The organism is Burkholderia sp. THE68 (assembly GCF_009938265.1).
Lineage (GTDB): Bacteria > Pseudomonadota > Gammaproteobacteria > Burkholderiales > Burkholderiaceae > Caballeronia.
In genome coordinates this window covers 2,153,753-2,169,879 of record NZ_AP022315.1, presented here as the reverse complement: position 1 = coordinate 2,169,879, position 16,127 = coordinate 2,153,753, and the positions used below count along the sequence as shown (strand labels likewise).

12 protein-coding genes are annotated in these 16,127 nt (G+C 65.4%); 5 read left to right on the top strand and 7 right to left on the bottom strand.

What is annotated here, in order from left to right:
- Positions 1 to 121 precede the first annotated feature (121 nt).
- From mdtD to BTHE68_RS10245, 3 genes are all read right to left on the bottom strand, one after another.
- On the bottom strand, positions 122 to 1,555 hold the full coding sequence (gene mdtD, locus BTHE68_RS10255; RefSeq protein ID WP_061176692.1) for a multidrug transporter subunit MdtD: 1,434 nt from the start codon (positions 1,553 to 1,555) through the stop codon (positions 122 to 124).
- Between the two features lie 10 nt (positions 1,556 to 1,565).
- Entirely contained in the window at positions 1,566 to 2,312 is a 747-nt protein-coding gene (locus BTHE68_RS10250; protein WP_162066232.1) for a GntR family transcriptional regulator, read from the bottom strand.
- Between the two features lie 99 nt (positions 2,313 to 2,411).
- A complete protein-coding gene (locus tag BTHE68_RS10245; protein WP_162066231.1) occupies positions 2,412 to 3,626 on the bottom strand; it encodes an MFS transporter in 1,215 nt (404 codons plus the stop codon).
- A gap of 352 nt (positions 3,627 to 3,978) precedes the next feature.
- On the opposite strand from BTHE68_RS10245, the gene xdhA reads away from it, so the two are divergent.
- The 3 genes from xdhA to xdhC are packed head-to-tail and all read left to right on the top strand — an operon-like array spanning position 3,979 to position 8,381.
- Positions 3,979 to 5,502, top strand: a complete 1,524-nt coding sequence (xdhA, locus tag BTHE68_RS10240; protein ID WP_162066859.1) for a xanthine dehydrogenase small subunit — start codon at positions 3,979 to 3,981, stop codon at positions 5,500 to 5,502.
- A gap of 12 nt (positions 5,503 to 5,514) precedes the next feature.
- Positions 5,515 to 7,878, top strand: coding sequence for a xanthine dehydrogenase molybdopterin binding subunit (gene xdhB, locus BTHE68_RS10235; RefSeq protein WP_162066230.1), 2,364 nt, complete (start codon positions 5,515 to 5,517; stop codon positions 7,876 to 7,878).
- Complete coding sequence (gene xdhC, locus BTHE68_RS10230) at positions 7,875 to 8,381, top strand: xanthine dehydrogenase accessory protein XdhC (protein ID WP_162066229.1); 507 nt, start codon at positions 7,875 to 7,877, stop codon at positions 8,379 to 8,381. Before xdhB ends, xdhC begins: the two co-directional genes overlap by 4 nt.
- 11 nt (positions 8,382 to 8,392) lie before the next feature.
- Here xdhC and BTHE68_RS10225 read toward each other — a convergent pair whose 3' ends face one another.
- The 4 genes from BTHE68_RS10225 to BTHE68_RS10210 all read right to left on the bottom strand — a co-directional run bounded on the left by BTHE68_RS10225 (position 8,393) and on the right by BTHE68_RS10210 (position 12,775).
- Positions 8,393 to 9,316, bottom strand: a complete 924-nt coding sequence (locus tag BTHE68_RS10225; protein WP_162066228.1) for an AraC family transcriptional regulator — start codon at positions 9,314 to 9,316, stop codon at positions 8,393 to 8,395.
- A 60-nt stretch (positions 9,317 to 9,376) separates the two neighbouring features.
- Complete coding sequence (locus tag BTHE68_RS10220) at positions 9,377 to 10,360, bottom strand: LysR family transcriptional regulator (protein ID WP_162066227.1); 984 nt, start codon at positions 10,358 to 10,360, stop codon at positions 9,377 to 9,379.
- A 137-nt stretch (positions 10,361 to 10,497) separates the two neighbouring features.
- Positions 10,498 to 11,157 (bottom strand): 2-hydroxychromene-2-carboxylate isomerase, encoded by a 660-nt coding sequence (locus BTHE68_RS10215; protein WP_162066226.1) that lies wholly within the window; start codon positions 11,155 to 11,157, stop codon positions 10,498 to 10,500.
- A 142-nt stretch (positions 11,158 to 11,299) separates the two neighbouring features.
- Complete coding sequence (locus BTHE68_RS10210) at positions 11,300 to 12,775, bottom strand: TAXI family TRAP transporter solute-binding subunit (RefSeq protein ID WP_162066225.1); 1,476 nt, start codon at positions 12,773 to 12,775, stop codon at positions 11,300 to 11,302.
- A 617-nt stretch (positions 12,776 to 13,392) separates the two neighbouring features.
- Here BTHE68_RS10210 and BTHE68_RS10205 point away from each other — a divergent pair.
- Entirely contained in the window at positions 13,393 to 13,764 is a 372-nt protein-coding gene (locus BTHE68_RS10205; RefSeq protein ID WP_162066224.1) for a BON domain-containing protein, read from the top strand.
- 208 nt (positions 13,765 to 13,972) lie between these two features.
- Positions 13,973 to 16,117: a D-(-)-3-hydroxybutyrate oligomer hydrolase gene (locus tag BTHE68_RS10200; protein WP_286202775.1), complete on the top strand. Its 2,145-nt coding sequence runs from the start codon at positions 13,973 to 13,975 to the stop codon at positions 16,115 to 16,117.
- Positions 16,118 to 16,127 lie beyond the last annotated feature (10 nt).

Here is a 16,127-nt window from a genome sequence, read left to right as displayed (position 1 = left end):
AGCGCGCGGCACGCTTATTCGTGTGTGGATTCGACGCGTCATGCCGCACGCGCGGGAGCGCGCGCCGCGCAACCGTGCGCGCGGGCACCGGCGCGGTGCGTGAATCGCGCTTCGACCCGCGTCAGTTCGATTCCGATGGGTCCGGCTTTCTGCGCGCCGCACGCACTTCCGGCGCGAGCTGACCGAAGATCCACGCCGTCGCCGCCGTGATGACGCCCACGCACAGGAACGTCGCGTGGAACGCGGGCAGCGAATTCGATTCCGTCACCTGCGGCAGCAGTCCCGTGAAGGTCGAGAGAATCGCGCCCGCGACGGTCACGCCGAGGCTCATCGACAGCATCTGCACGAGCGAAAAGAGGCTGTTGCCGCTGCTCGCGCCGCCGGTGCCGAGGTCTTTCAGCGTGAGCGTGTTCATCGCGGTGAACTGCATCGAATTGACGGCGCCGAACACGGCCAGTTGCACGAGCCGCAGCCACAGCGGCTGATGCGCGCTCGCGAGCGCGAAGCTCGCCATCATCAGCCCGACGAGCACCGTGTTCACGACCAGCACGCGCCGGTAGCCGTGCTTTTCGATGAGGCGCGTGACGAGGCGCTTCGACGCCATGCCGGCGGCCGCGACGGGCAGCATCATCATGCCGGCCTGAAACGCCGTGTAGCCGAGGCTCACTTGCAGGAGCAGCGGAATCAGATACGGCATCGCGCCGCTGCCGATACGCGCGAACAGATTGCCGAGCAGACCGACGCTGAAGGTATGGATCTTGAAGAGATCGAGCGAGAAGATCGGCTGGGCGGCGCGCGTCGCGTGCAGGCCGTAGGCGACGAAGCAGCCGAACGAGAGCACCAGCAGCACGATCACGATCGCGTGCTGCAGACCGAGATCGGCGAGGCCGTCGAGCGAAATCGTCAGCGCGACCATGCCGACGGCGAGCAGCAGATAGCCCGCGAGATCGAAGGGCGCGGTGGCCGGATTGCGGCTGTCGGGCATGTACAGATTCGTCGCGATGCAGCCGATCACGCCCACCGGCACGTTGATGAGAAAGATCCAGTGCCACGACGCGATCTGCACGAGCCAGCCGCCGAGCGTCGGACCGATGAGCGGGCCGATCAGCCCCGGAATCGCGACGAATGCGAGCGCCGAGAGATACCGTTCCGCCGGAAACACGCGCAGCACGGCGAGGCGTCCGACCGGCAGCAGCATCGCGCCGCCCACGCCCTGCACGACCCGATACGCGACGAGCGCCTGCAACGACTGCGCTTTCGCGCACAACAGCGAGCCAATCGTGAACACGAGAATCGCGCTGAAGAACACGCGTTTCGTGCCGAGCTTGTCCGCGAGCCAGCCGGAGAAGGGGATCATCATCGCCATCGTGAGCGAGTAGGCGATCACGACGCCCTGCATGCGCAGCGGCGCTTCGCCGAGGCTCCTGGCCATCGCGGGGAGCGCGGTATTGACGATCGTCGAATCGAGCGTCTGCATGAAGAAGCCCGTGGCGACGAGCCACAGCATGATGGAGAGCGATCGGTCGGAAGGCTGCGCTGTGGCGGTGTCGGTCATTGGGCGGGGATCACTTTCGCAGCTCGGCGACGAAGTCGTAGTAGTCGTTGCGGCAGTAGGTATCGGTAAGCTCGATGGCGCGCTGATCGGCCGTGTAGCCGACGCGCGTGATGAGCAGGAGCGCGTCGTGTGGCGCGATGCCCATTTGCTGCGCGATTTCCGCGCTCGCGTTCACCGCGCGGAAGTGCTGCAGCGCGCGCACGATGGAGAGCCCGCGCGCATCGAGATAGCTGTAGAGCGAATCGCCGATGGTCTGCGGATCGGGGATGCACGACGCGGGGAAAGTGGAGTTCTCGACGGCCATCACGATGTCGTCGGCGAGCCGCAGCCGTTTCAGGCGCGTGACGGTGGCGGCGGGCGAGAGGCCGAGCTGGATGACTTCATCGCGATTGGCCGGCTCGATGGTGCGCGAGAGCCATTTGGAGCTGGGCTTGAAGCCGCGCCGCCGCAGCATCTCGGAAAAGCTCGACAGACGCGAGAGGGGATCTTCGTAACGCGGCGTGATGAAGCTGCCCGCGCCTTGCTCGCGGCGAATCAGCCCTTGCTCGACGAGCAGCGCGATCGCTTTTCTGGACGTGATCCGCGAGACGCCGAGCGCCTCCGACAGCACGCGCTCGGAAGGCAGCGCTTCGCCCGCGTTCCAGCGATTGTCGTGGATGGCGTTGGCGAGCTTGCGGGCGAGTTGAAGATAGAGCGGAGTGTCGCTGTCCGGGTCCGGGCGCAGGTCGCACCAGCGGTCTTCCGAGGTCGGGTTCATAAAGCGGACGCTAATGGGCCAAGCGGGGATTTTAAGACAAACCTTGAGGACGAAGGGGCGTCTTGTTCCTTAACTTGGAGAGGTTCGCGGCCCTGCGCATCAAACTGTAGCCGGCCCACCCACCCCACGTCCCGCGCGCATATAAAGCGCAACCGACAACGCCACCGCCGCGGCCGCCGCCAGCGCGGCAAACAGAAACACCGACCCATACCCGAACTCACCCGCGACGTACCCCGCGAGCGGCCCGGTCAGCCCGAGCGACAAATCGAGAAACACGGAATACGCGGAAAGCGCGGCACCACGGCTCGCCGGCGGCACGAGCCCGACCGCCTCGACGCCCAGCGCCGGAAACACCAGCGCGAACCCAAACCCCGTCAACGCCGCGCCCGCAAGCGCGAACGTAGGCTCAGCCGCAAGCCAAAGCATCAACAAGCCGCCGCATTCGAAAGCAAACGATACGATCGCCACGCGAAACCCGCCGTACGCCTTGATCGTATTGGCGAACAGCAGCCGCGCGCCGATGAACATCGTGCCGAACACAGTGAGCGAGAGCGCCGCATTCGGCCAGCTGTGCGCGGCATAGTAGAGCGTGATGAAGGTCGCAATGGAGCCGAACCCTGCCGACCCGAGCGCGAGCCCGAGCCCATGCGGCAGCACGCGAAAGAACACGCTGCGATACGAAAGCCGCTCGCCATGCACGACCGGCACGCTCGCCATGCGAGTCGCGAGCCAGTAACCGAACCCGCCCAGCGCGATGACGATCAGCCCGAGCGACGCGAATCCCAGCGCATGATCGATCGCGACGCCGAGCGGCGCGCCGATCGCGAGCGCGCCGTACGTCGCGATGCCGTTCCACGAAATCACCTTCGCGTTGCTGGTCACGCCGACGCGCCCGATACCCCACGTGATCGATCCCGTGCCGACCCAGCTTTCGCCGAAGCCCAGCACGAGCCGCGCGATCACCAGCAGCACGAGACTCACCCCATGCCATTGCGCGGCGAGCGCCGAGCACAGCAGCAGCACGCCGCTCACCGCGCACGCCGCGAGACCGTAGAGCACGGTTTTCTTGGGGCCGAGCGTGTCGGCGGTGCGTCCGGCGAGCGGCCGCGACAGAAGCGTCGCGAAATATTGAACGCTGATCGCCGCGCCCGCCATCACCGAGCCGTAGCCGAGATCCGTATGCACGAAGCCCGGCAGCACCGCCAGCGGAATGCCGATCGTCAGGTAGCAGAGAAACGTGTACAGCACGACCGGCAGAATCCGCAGGGTGATTGCGAAATCGCTTTGCGGCTCGTTGCGAGGCTCGGAGGACATAGGGAAATTGCGGGGTTGAATTCGGCGCGAAGACGTGATTCTCCCATATGTTGCGGCGCAACGTCGCACTCGTTTTGTAACCAGCTAGGACAAATCGCCTGTCCGAACGATCGGACGGCAGCGTCGAAAGCCTTTCTGGATAAGGCTCGGCGCACATATCGAGCGATGAATATGTCGTTCATGCAATGCCGCCTATGGGTTGTCGATTTTGGCGGTGATAGCTTTCCAACCATCGAAGCGACAGGATTAGTCTTAAAAAGTCCCCCGAAGTCGCGAATGCCACCGGCTGCGCATCCCGCGCAACCAGCAGAAAAGCATCGAAGAGCCCCGAGACACATCCATGAGCCAGCCGATAAACCAGCCGATCCGCTTCTATCATCGCAACGCGATTCAGGAAGTCAGCGGCGCGTCGACGACGCGCACCGTCCTGCAATATCTGCGCGAAGACGCGCGCTGCACCGGCACCAAGGAAGGCTGCGCGGAAGGCGACTGCGGCGCGTGCACGGTCGTCATCGGCGAGCCGGACGGCGCGGGCGGCGTCGCGTTCAAGGCCGTGAACGCGTGCGTGCAGTTCCTGCCGACGCTCGATGGCCGCGCGCTCTTCACCGTCGAAGACCTGCGCCAGCCGGACGGCACGCTGCATCCGGTGCAGCAGGCGCTGGTCGATTGCCATGGCTCGCAGTGCGGCTTCTGCACGCCGGGTTTCGCGATGTCGATGTTCGCGCTCTACGAAAAGCACGGCCATGCGACGACGGGCTGCGCGGGCGCCTGCGAAAAAACGAAACCGTCGCGCCAGGAAATCAGCGACGCGCTGACGGGCAATCTGTGCCGCTGCACGGGTTATCGGCCGATCATCGAGGCGGCCGAGCAGATGTTCGATCACGCGCCGCTCGCGCCCGTCAACGTGCCGGCGCTCGCGCGCACGCTCGACGGCATCCGGCGCGACGACACGTTCCACTACGAACACGCCGGCCGCCAGTTCGACGCGCCGCGCACCGCCGAGGCGCTCGCCGCGATCAAGGACAAGAATCCGAACGTGCGCATTCTCGCGGGCAGCACCGACGTCGGTCTGTGGGTCACCAAGCAACTGCGCGATCTGGGCGACATCGTCTATATCGGGCAGATCGAAGCGTTCAAACACGTCGAGACGACGGACGAGTGGATCGAGATCGGCGCGGGCGTGTCGGTGGATCGCGCGTACGCGGAAATCGTGAAGATCTATCCCGAACTGGAAGAGACGCGCCTGCGCTTCGCGTCGCTGCCGATCCGCAATGCGGGCACGCTCGGCGGCAACGTCGCGAACGGCTCGCCGATCGGCGATTCGATGCCCGGCCTCATCGCGCTGAATGCGCGCGTCGTGCTGCAAAGCGTCGACGGCACGCGCGAGATGCCGCTCGAAGACCTGTACATCGCGTACCAGAAGAAGGACATGCACGCGAACGAGTTCGTCGCCGCCATTCGCGTGCCGACGCGCTCGGGCAAGCGCGCGAATCTCCAGTTCCGTGCGTACAAGCTGTCGAAGCGCTTCGACTCCGACATTTCCGCCGTGTACGCCGCGTACTCGTTCATCGCCGATGGCGACACGATCCGCGAGCCGCGTCTCGTCTACGGCGGAATGGCTGCGACGCCGAAACGCGCAGCGCATGCCGAAGCCGTTCTGACGGACGCTCACTGGCACGAAGCCACCGCCCAGGCCGCGATGATCGCATTGGGCAAGGACTACCAGCCGCTCACCGACATGCGCGCGAGCAGCGACTATCGGCTCGACACGGCGAAGAGCCTGCTGTATCGCTTCTGGCTGGAGACGCGTGCGCAGAATCCGCTGGATAAATCGAAGCTGGATGTGCGTGCAATCGAACTGGTCGAAGCGAAGTAAGGGGACAACAACATGAATCAGCAAGCCGAAGCCTTTCTCGCCGAAGCCCAGTCGCTCGCGAACGAAATCGACGCGTTCAGGCAGGTCCACGTATCGCGTCCGCATGAATCCGCGCATCTGCACGTGAGCGGACGCGCGAGCTACACCGATGACATCCCGGTCGTCGCGGGCACGCTGCACGCCGCGCTCGGCACGAGCCCGAAGGCGCACGCGAAGATCGTGTCGATGAACTTCGACGCCGTGCGCGCGACGCCGGGCGTCGTGGCCGTCTTCACCGCCGAGGACATTCCCGGCGTGAACGACTGCGGCCCGATCATCCACGACGATCCGGTGCTCGCGCAGGGCATCGTGCAGTTCGTCGGTCAGCCGATGTTCATCGTCGTCGCGACGTCGCACGATACGGCGCGCCTTGCCGCGCGCCGCGCGACCATCGAGTTCGAAGACCTCGTGCCGGTGCTGACGCCGGAGGATGCGCGCAAGGCCGAATCGTACGTGCTGAATCCGCTGAAGCTGTCGCGCGGCGACGCCGAAGGGCGCATGGCGAAAGCCTCGCATCACGAGCGCGGCGCGATGAAGCTCGGCGGCCAGGAACAGTTCTATCTCGAAGGCCAGATCGCCTACGCCGTGCCGAAGGACGACGATGGCATGCACGTCTACTGCTCGACGCAGCACCCGACGGAAATGCAGCATCTCGTCGCACATGTTCTCAACGTGCATTCGCATAACGTGCTCGTGGAATGCCGCCGCATGGGCGGCGGATTCGGCGGCAAGGAATCGCAGTCGGGCATTTTCGCGTGCTGCGCGGCGCTCGCCGCGTGGAAACTGCTGTGCCCGGTGAAGCTGCGTCCGGACCGCGACGACGACATGATGATCACCGGCAAGCGCCACGACTTCGTGTACGAGTTCGAAGTGGGCTACGACGACGACGGCAAGATCGATGGCGTCGCCGTCGACATGACCTCGCGCTGCGGCTTCTCCGCCGATCTGTCGGGACCGGTGATGACGCGCGCCGTCTGCCACTTCGACAACGCCTACTGGTTGTCGGACGTGAAGATCGAAGGCTATTGCGGCAAGACGAACACGCAGTCGAACACCGCGTTTCGCGGCTTCGGCGGGCCGCAGGGCGCGTTCGCGATCGAGTACATCATGGACAACGTCGCGCGTTCGGTCGGCCGCGACTCGCTCGACGTGCGCCGCGCGAATCTTTACGGCAAGACGGAAAACAACAAGACGCCTTATGGCCAGACGGTCGAGGACAACGTCATTCACGAACTGATCGCCGAACTCGAGGAGACGAGCGATTACCGTCGCCGCCGCGCGGCGATCAACGAATTCAATGCGAACAATGAAATCCTGAAGAAGGGTCTCGCGCTCACGCCGGTGAAGTTCGGCATCGCGTTCAACGTGACGCACTTCAATCAGGCGGGCGCGCTGGTCCACATCTACACCGATGGCTCGATGCTCGTGAATCACGGCGGCACCGAGATGGGCCAGGGCCTGAACACGAAGGTCGCGCAAGTGGTCGCGCATGAACTCGGCGTGCACTTCGAGCGCGTGCGCGTGACGGCCACCGATACGAGCAAGGTCGCCAATACTTCGGCGACGGCGGCATCGACGGGAACCGATCTGAACGGCAAGGCCGCGCAGGACGCCGCGCGCCAGTTGCGCGAGCGGCTCGCGAAGTTCGCCGCGGAGAAGTTCGGCGGCGGCAGCGTGACGCCTGAGCAGGTGCGCTTCGCGAACGATCGCGTGATCGTCGGCGACGATGCGATTCCGTTCGGCGAAGTCGTGCAGAAGGCGTATCTCGCGCGCGTGCAGTTGTGGTCCGACGGCTTCTACGCGACGCCCAAGCTCTACTGGGATCAGGCGACGATGCAGGGCCGTCCGTTCTTCTACTACTCGTATGGCGCAGCGGTGTCGGAGGTGGTGATCGACACGCTGACCGGCGAAATGCGCGTGCTGCGCGCGGATGCGCTGCATGACGTGGGCGCGTCGCTGAATCCGGCGCTCGATAAAGGTCAGGTCGAAGGCGCGTTCGTGCAGGGCATGGGCTGGCTCACGACGGAAGAACTCTGGTGGAACGAAAAGGGCAAGCTGATGACGCACGCGCCGTCCACCTACAAGATTCCGACGACGAACGACATGCCTCCCGATTTCCGCGTCGATCTGTTCAAGAACCGCAATACGGAGGACAGCATCCATCGCTCGAAGGCGGTGGGCGAGCCGCCGCTGCTGCTGCCGTTCTCGGTGTTCTTCGCGATCCGCGACGCCGTGTCCGCGGTGGGCGATCACAAGGTGAATCCGCCTTTGAACGCGCCGGCGACGGCTGAAGAGATCCTGAGGGCGGTGAACGCGGTGAGGAGCGCACGGTCATGATGCACGTCGTCCTGTTCGGCGCGGGGCACGTCGGCCACGCGCTCGTGAAAGTGCTGGGCACGCTGCCGTGCGTCGTGCAATGGGTCGATGCGCGCGACGAAATGTTCCCCGACGAAGTCCCGGCCAACGTGCAGATCGAAGCCACCGATCTGCCCGATGCGATCGTCGACGAAGCGCCGGCGGGCGCGTATTTCATCGTGATGACGCACGATCATTCGCTCGACTTCTCGCTCACGCAGCGCATCATGCGGCGCGATGACTTCGCGTACTTCGGGCTGATCGGCTCGAAAACCAAGCGCGTGAAGTTCGAGCGGCGGCTGGTGGAACGGGGCGTGGCGGCGGACCGGTTGCCGGAGATCACGTGTCCGATCGGCGTGGAAGGCATCGTCGATAAAGCGCCGTGGTCGATCGCGCTGGCGGTGACGGCGCAGTTGTTGCGGGTGAGGGAGATGACGGCGCGGCTGGGGATGTCGGCGGTCAGGGCCGCCCGCCTCGCCGCCTGAGCGGCTACGCTTCAGGAAAGGCCGTTGGCCTGCCTGAAGCGCCCCGGCGCCACCCCATACAGCTCCTTGAACCGCTTCGAAAACGCGGCCTCCGACTGATACCCCACATCCGCCGCGACATCCGCGATGCTCTTCTTCGTATGCGTGAGCATCGTGCTTGCGAGCTGCATGCGTACATGGCTCAGCAAGGCCAGCGGCGAGCTGTCCGAATGCGCGGAGAACGCGCGCATGAAGGTCGCGCGCGACATCGCCGCTTCCTTGGCCAGCATTTCCAGCGTCCACGGCTCGGCGGGCCGCTCCAGCATCGCGATGATCGACGCGCCCAGCCGCCGGTTCGCAAGCAGGCCCAGCACGCCCGCCAGAGACGGCTGCTCGGCGAGCCACGCGCGCAGGACCATAGTGAAAAGCGCGGTGGACAGCGCCGTGACGATCGATGGCGCACCGAGCCGCGCTTCCTCCGCCTCGCGGCGCATCGTCTGGACAAGCGGCGGCAGATAGGGCGCCGACGCGTTCGTGAACGACACATGCACGACATCCGGCAGCACGTCGATCAATAACGCGCGCGGCGCGTAGAGAAAGCGTCCGCACAGCAGATCCACGCCGGGTGGCTTTCCGCCGCAATTGGTTTCCACCGTGACCGCGCCGTTGTGGCTGGTCTCCATCTCAGTCGCCGTCGTCGCGTCCGATTCACGCGGCTGAATGCTCAGCACGTGCGCGTCTCCGCGCGGCAGAAAGAAGATGTCGCCAGCGCGCAACTCCCGCGGTGCCTGACCTTTTCGAAGCACCGTGCACGCGCCATCGAGGACGACGTGATACACCGCTTCGCCAGCGGGCGCGGGCGCATGATCGAGTTCCAGCGGGCCGCTCAGCAGGCAGCGGAGATCGAGCGCGCCGGAAAGGCTCGCAAGCTGAATCAGTTTGTCGAGAGCATCCATGTGAGCGGGGCGGGCCGAGGGTGTCGTTCCGGATAGTACCGAAGTCCCGCCACCCGCGCGCTACTTCGTGACTTCGCCCAGTTCGGCGGTCGCGTCACCCGAAAAGTCCGCGACGGTCTTCTTGCGCGTCAGCGAATCCGACACACTCGACATCAGCGTGCGCAGCCACGCGACATCCGTCGGCTGATCCGGCTGCGGCAGCGAAAGCTGATAGCACTTTATGCGCGGAAACGGCACCGGCGAGTCCAGCACCGCGAGCGGCAGCATTGCCGCGTAGTGCAGCGCGAAACGGCGCGGCGCGGTGAAGATGAGGTCCGACTGCAGCAGTACCTGCGGCACGAGCCCGAAGTAGGGAATCGTCGTGACGATGCGCCGCCTGACACCCGCGCGCGCCAGGCCGACATCGATCGGATGACGCCGGCCGCCGCTGTAGGGCGTCGGCGCGAGATGGGCGGCGAGCGCGTAGCGGTCGACGGTCAGCGGCTCGCGCGCGAGCGGATGGTTCGCGCGCATCAGGCAGACGAATACATCGGAGAACAGGTCCTGGCGTTCGAAGCGCGGCTCGGGCTTCGTCCAGTTGGCGACCATCAGGTCGATCTCGCCTTCGTCGAGCATGCGCTCGTGATCGCGCATCGGGTTCAGCGATTCGATCTCCAGACGCGCGTTCGGCGCGGCGTCGCGAAAGGCGGCGACGAGCGTCGGCATGAAGAAATCGTTCAGATAATCGGGTGCGGCGATGCGGAAGGTGCGGCGTGAACTGGCGGCATCGAAATCGCCGTGCGGCGTTGCGACGAACTCGACTTCGCGCAATGCCCGCTGCGCCGGCGCGAGCAGCGACTCGCCGTATTCGGTCGGCACCATGCCCTGTTTGCCGCGCACGAGAATCGGGTCGTTCAGGATCTCGCGCAGGCGGCGCAGTGCGGTGCTGATCGCCGGCTGCGTCTGGTTCAGCCGCTGCGCGGTCTGCGTGACGCTGCGCTCCAGCAACAAAGTGCGCAGCACGCGGATGAGCCAGATATCGAGTGAGTCGGCGGGATCGTTCATGGCCTGTAAAGCGGTTGAAATCAGGGCGCGCGGCGCGAACTCGCGCACCGTAGCCCTAAGTTAAACGCTTATCCAATTTTGACGCCATAGCGAGCGCGCTATGCATGGCATAGGCGCGCCGTCCGGCCGGTCCGCCATCAGCCGAAATCCGCGTCGCGCGGTGCGATCGGCAGCGCGCTGATGCGCTTCACCTCAGTGCCATCGAGCCAGTTCGGCGAACGCGCGACGTAGAGCACCATCGGCAGCGTGTCCTCGCCCCAGAAGATCTGATCGTTGACGACGAAGGTGGGCACGCCGAACACGCCCATCTCGACGGCGCGGTCGTTGTTGTCGCGCAGTTTCGCCTTGATGTCCTCGTCCTCGATGCGCGTTTGCGCGTCCGGCATGCCGACGCGCTCGCACAGCGCGCGAAAGCCTTCCGGTGTCGCGGGATCGCGTCCCTCGCGCCAGATGTAGCGGAAGATTTCCCGCACGCGGGAGATTTCACCATCGGCCAGCACGGCGAGCCTCAGCGCCTTGCTCGGATCGAACGGATGCGCGGGCGGCATCCTGAACGGAATGCCAAGTTGCTCCGCGCGAAAGAGCGCGTGCCGGTACGTGAAGACGCGCTTGGACGGAATCGTCGCGGCGTGCGGCTGGCCCCATCGGTCGAGCAGCTTCATCAGCTGGACCGGCACGAGTTCGAACGGCATTTCCGGCCATTTTTCGTGCTGTTCCAGCAGCAAGTACGAAAACGGCGAAATGAAGTCGAAGAAAAAGTACGGCCGACCACCACTGGTCGAATGCGGGGCACTCATGTTCCTTCTCCCTGTTTTCCGTGGCTTTTCACGCGCGGCGAGCGCGTGGGCCTGATCTGTTGTTCGTTTTTCGGTCGTGTCCTGCATGGCGGACGCGTTGCGCGACGTATCGCATCCGTTATTCGCGTTCCTCAAATAGATATTACGTGCTGCCTTGTTCCGTGTCTGCCCGCGATACGACACGCGATGTATCCGGCGACGCCTCGCCCGGCGCGCGGGTTTCGTCGCGCGGCGCCACCGGCACGTGCGCCAGACGTTCCCGCACGAAGCCGATGTGCTCGCGCAGCACGTAAAACTGGTCCGCGAACGAGAGCGGCATCTTCATGCGATTCACAGCCGTCTCGATGGCGTCGATGCGATCGAGCAGGGCATCGCGCTGCGCGGTGTCCGGGCCGCTGATCGCTTCGCGTTCTATCGCAATGAGCGCGCCATACCATCGGTAGATGCGCGATTTCACGCGCCACCGGTACAGCCCCGGCACCAGCCGCAAGCCCGGAATCAGCACCACGATCAGCGGCACCAGCAGCACCAGCACGCGATCCGCGAGACTCGCGACCCAGAACGGCAGCGTCCGGTAAAGGAAGCTCTTGCCCGACTTGTAATAGCGCTCGGCGTTGTCGCTGATGCGAAATTCGTGCGCGAGCGGCGCCGGAAACTCGTTCGCCCGCTGCATCAGATTGGCGCGGCCGTGCACCTCGCGCGCCGCTTCGATCAGCAGATCGGACAGCGCCGGGTGAAGGCTGTCGCGCGCGACCAGTTCGGCCGTCGGCGCGATCATGTGAACCGGGTGCGGCGGCAGGTTGCGGGCGAAATCGAACGCGCCCATCGGCAGTTCGATCTCCGTCAGGTACGGGAAACGGCGCGCGTAGGCGTCGGCCTGGGCGAAATCCATGAAACGGATGCCCGGCGTGCGCAGCAGTTTCGCCATGGTCGGCGGCTGGGCGGAATCGCCTGCCAGGAAGACCGCATCGACCTGGCCGGCTTCGAGCGCCTTCGCGGCCTCGTCGCCGGCGAGGGGCAGCAGTTGCGTGTCGCCGCCCGGCTCGATGCCGTTCGCCTTCAGGAGACTCAGCGCGAGCACGCGCGAGCCGCTGCCTTCCGCGCCGATCGCGAGCCGCTTGCCTTTCAGTTCCGACAGCCGGTTCACCACCGCCGCGCCCCGGTAAAACACCGCGAGCGGCACGTACGACACGCTGCCGAGCGATTCCAGCGTGTCGTGCATTGCGCCGGGCTGCGACAGGCCGCCCTGCACGAAGCCGACATCGACATTCGATTTCGGATCTTCGAGGCGCGTCAGGTTGTCGAGCGAGCCTTGCGTTTCCAGCACGTCGAGCGTCACGCGGTTGCGCGCGAGAATCGTCTTGTACTTCTGCGCGGCGTTCCAGAAGGAACTGCCTTTCGGACCCGCCGCGATGGTCAGCGTGCTCGGCGGCGCGGGCTGGATCAGCCGCACGGCGAGATAGAGCGCGGCCGCGCAGACGAGCAGGATCGGGCCGATGGTGAGCGCGAGATCGCGCCAGGAGATCGCAACGAAGCGCGCGACGATCCTCTGCTGCGGCTTGCGTTTGGGCGGGACGTCCGGATCGTCGCCCGGATTGCTTCCTGATGGATGGGTCATCTCGTAGGGAAATCGTGAATCTTGGTGCGCTGGAGCTTACCCGATCGCGTTGCGCGGGCAGCGCCATGAACGCGTCCGGGCGGCCGGCATGGCGTCGATGGTACCCGAGATCGCTAATCGCACCACCCGCGCACCCATCGCGCGCCGAGTGTGACAGGCGTGTGTGGGCGCGGGCGACCGTTGCCGGCGCTGTTGCTTATGCGCGGCTTCGTTGATTGCCGCGTCGTTAAATGCTTTGCGCTTATGGCCGCGCTGGGCTAAATTGACGTTCGCCGCCGCACTACATGGCCCTCGCGCGCCGCAGCCCGGAATATGGGCTCGTGAGCCGCGCCGAGCATGCGCCATGCGGCAGGACATATTCGAGCCGACGGGTTTTGCCGCCCGACCAACCGGCCGCGGTTTGGTTTCTTTCGCCAGTCTCTCGCAGCACCGTGAGCCGCATCAGCCGGCTTGCCATCGCCATGCTTCGTCGCCCATCGGCGGCCGGGCGAGCGCATGGTCACGGGCAGCCGCTCGATGTCGTAGCCCAGCCGCTGGGACTGCGGCCCGTTTTTGAAGTGCAAAACGAGCGAAGTAGCAACTGTGCGAAGTCAACAAGCGAAACAAAAGGAGAAATCATGAAAGCAGTCGATCTGTTGAAAGCGCTGGGCGTGGTGGTGTGCGTGGCCGTGGCTTCGAGCGCCTATGCCCAATCGAGCGACGCGGCGGCCACCAGTACGGATTCGGCGGCAACGGCCAAAGCCCAGAAATCGGCAACGAAGAAGACCGACCGCAAGCTCGGCTACGACGTGCGCCGCGCGTTGTCGAAAGCGCAGGGCTTCGACGTGTCGCACGTCTATGTGCGCGCGCGTAGCGGCGCGGTCGTGCTGACGGGCACGGTGCCGGAAGGCGGCCAGATCGCCCAAGCGGAAGAAATCGCCAAGGGCGTGACGGGCGTGAAGTCCGTGAGCAACAAGATCACGCTCGGCGTGCAAGGCGGCGGGCAATAACACGAGTCTCAGGCAGCAGGCGGCATCGCACGACGCCACCTGCTTCGCCCGCGGGACTTTGAACGGGCTCCGGCATTCCCGCCGGAGCCCGTTGTCGTTTGGCGCATTCGCCGCGACTTTTCGCTGACCTTATACAGCGCGATACTTGTGCTGTGGACGCACGTCGCGGGTTGCTCCACTCAATCGAAACGGATGGCGGAGACTGACAATGAAAAGAATCGCGCGTTTCCAGAGATCGCAGGCTTTGCAGAACGTGCCGCGCGCGGCCGCGCTCGGCGCGTTCGCGGTGCTCGCGGCAGCGACGCTCGCCGCATGCCACGGCGGCGATGACGACAACAGCAGCGGGCAGCCGACGAACACTTTGCCGAGCTTCGTCTCCGGCTCGGTCAACACCCAGACCTACGACGGCACCTCCGACGACCTGCTGACCGCCGGTCTCGGCAAGACGGGCCTCGCGTCGGCGAGCGCACCGGGCATCGCCAATCCGGCAGCGCCGACGGCGGCGGAATTGCGGCGCCTCGCCATCTACTCGAACTATCGTGCGCTCGTCGATATGACGGCGAACGGCGGCTACGGCCGGTTCTGGGGCCCGAACGTCGATCTGAACGGCAACGACACGCTCGGCGAGGGCAAGATCGCGGGCAAGGAATACATCGCTTACGCCGACGATGGCAGCGGCACGCAGAACGTCAGCCTGCTCGTGCAGATTCCGGCGAGCTTCAACCCGGATCAGCCGTGCATTGTCACCGCGACGTCGTCGGGATCGCGTGGCGTCTACGGCGCGATCTCGGCCGCGGGCGAGTGGGGCCTGAAGCGCGGCTGTGCGGTTGCCTACACCGACAAGGGCAGCGGCAACGGCGGCCACGAACTCGCGACCAATCTCGTCACGATGATCGACGGCACGCTTGCCAACGCGAATATCGCCGGGACCAAGGCGATATTCAAGGCGAACGTCGACGCATCGGCGCTGTCGTCGTTCAATTCGGCATTCCCGAATCGTTACGCGTACAAGCACGCGCATTCGCAGCAAAACCCGGAAAAGGACTGGGGCAAGAACACCTTGCAGGCGATCCAGTTCGCGTACTGGGCGCTCAACGACATGTTCGGCCCGGTCAGCGGTTCGACGCATCAGGTGCGCTACAACACAGGCAGCATCACGACGATCGCGGCATCGGTGAGCAACGGCGGCGGCGCGTCGCTGGCGGCGGCCGAGCAGGATACCGATGGCTGGATCACGGCGGTGGTCGTCGGCGAGCCGCAGATCAACCTGAACTTGCCGTCGCAGGTTTCGGTGCGGCAGGGCGGCGTGCCGGTCGGCTCGTTCGGGCGGCCGCTCGCGGATTACATGACGCTCGCCAATCTGCTGCAACCGTGCGCGGCGCTCGCGCCCGCCGCGGCCGGTGCGCCTTATCTGACGGCGCTGCCCGTGGCGACCACCAACGCGATCCGCACGGCGCGCTGCGCGACGCTCGCTGTCAACGGGTTCATCGCGAGCGGTAGCACCGTCACGCAGGCGACCGACGCGCTGAACAAGTTGCATCAGGCGGGCTACCAGACCGACTCGGACACGCTCCAGGCGCCGATGTGGGATTCGCAAGCGGTGCCGGCGGTGGCCGTCACTTATGCCGACGCCTACATGAAGGCGAGCGTGCTCGACAACCTGTGCAATTTCAGCTTCGGCACGACCAACGCGGCGACGGGGGCAGCGGGCGTCACGCCGATCATCTCGCCGATGCCGACGCTCTTTGGCAACGGCAACGGCGTGCCGCCGACCAACGGCATCAACCTCGTCTACAACGCGGGGAATACGGGCGCGGCGGATCATCGCTTCGCGACGCCCGACGCGAGCTACGCGGGCGCGGCGTGCCTGCGCTCGCTATGGACCGACGGCAATGCGACGATGATGGGCAGCGTGAACGCGATCCGCGTGAACGCGAACCTGCGCGGCAAGCCCGCGATCATCGTGCAGGGCCGCGCGGATGCGCTCGTGCCGATCAATCACGCGTCGCGCCCGTATCTCGGCGCGAATCGCGTCGCGGAAGGAAGCAAGAGCCAGCTTTCGCTCTATGAGATCACGAACGGTCAGCATTTCGACGCGTTCCTCAGCGTGGCCGGCTTCGACACGCGCTTCATCCCGGTCCACTACTACAACATTCAGGCGCTGAACCTGATGTGGAATCACCTGAAGAGCAACGCGCCGCTGCCGCCTTCGCAGGTGGTACGCACGGTCGCGCGGGGCGGCACGGCGGGCTCGGCGCCGGCGCTTTCGGTATCGAACCTGCCGCCGATCGCAACCGATCCGGGTGCGAATGCGATCACGGTGACGGGCGGCGCCGTCAACGTGCCGAACTGACCGACGGTGT

Bases quoted from the DNA above. Each gene is read 5' to 3' on its own strand.
- mdtD (WP_061176692.1), bottom strand. From the start codon at position 1,555: ATGACCGACACCGCCACAGCGCAGCCTTCCGACCGATCGCTCTCCATC.
- BTHE68_RS10250 (WP_162066232.1), bottom strand. From the start codon at position 2,312: ATGAACCCGACCTCGGAAGACCGCTGGTGCGACCTGCGCCCGGACCCG.
- BTHE68_RS10245 (WP_162066231.1), bottom strand. From the start codon at position 3,626: ATGTCCTCCGAGCCTCGCAACGAGCCGCAAAGCGATTTCGCAATCACC.
- xdhB (WP_162066230.1), top strand. From the start codon at position 5,515: ATGAATCAGCAAGCCGAAGCCTTTCTCGCCGAAGCCCAGTCGCTCGCG.
- xdhC (WP_162066229.1), top strand. From the start codon at position 7,875: ATGATGCACGTCGTCCTGTTCGGCGCGGGGCACGTCGGCCACGCGCTC.
- BTHE68_RS10225 (WP_162066228.1), bottom strand. From the start codon at position 9,316: ATGGATGCTCTCGACAAACTGATTCAGCTTGCGAGCCTTTCCGGCGCG.
- BTHE68_RS10220 (WP_162066227.1), bottom strand. From the start codon at position 10,360: ATGAACGATCCCGCCGACTCACTCGATATCTGGCTCATCCGCGTGCTG.
- BTHE68_RS10215 (WP_162066226.1), bottom strand. From the start codon at position 11,157: ATGAGTGCCCCGCATTCGACCAGTGGTGGTCGGCCGTACTTTTTCTTC.
- BTHE68_RS10210 (WP_162066225.1), bottom strand. From the start codon at position 12,775: ATGACCCATCCATCAGGAAGCAATCCGGGCGACGATCCGGACGTCCCG.
- BTHE68_RS10205 (WP_162066224.1), top strand. From the start codon at position 13,393: ATGAAAGCAGTCGATCTGTTGAAAGCGCTGGGCGTGGTGGTGTGCGTG.
- BTHE68_RS10200 (WP_286202775.1), top strand. From the start codon at position 13,973: ATGAAAAGAATCGCGCGTTTCCAGAGATCGCAGGCTTTGCAGAACGTG.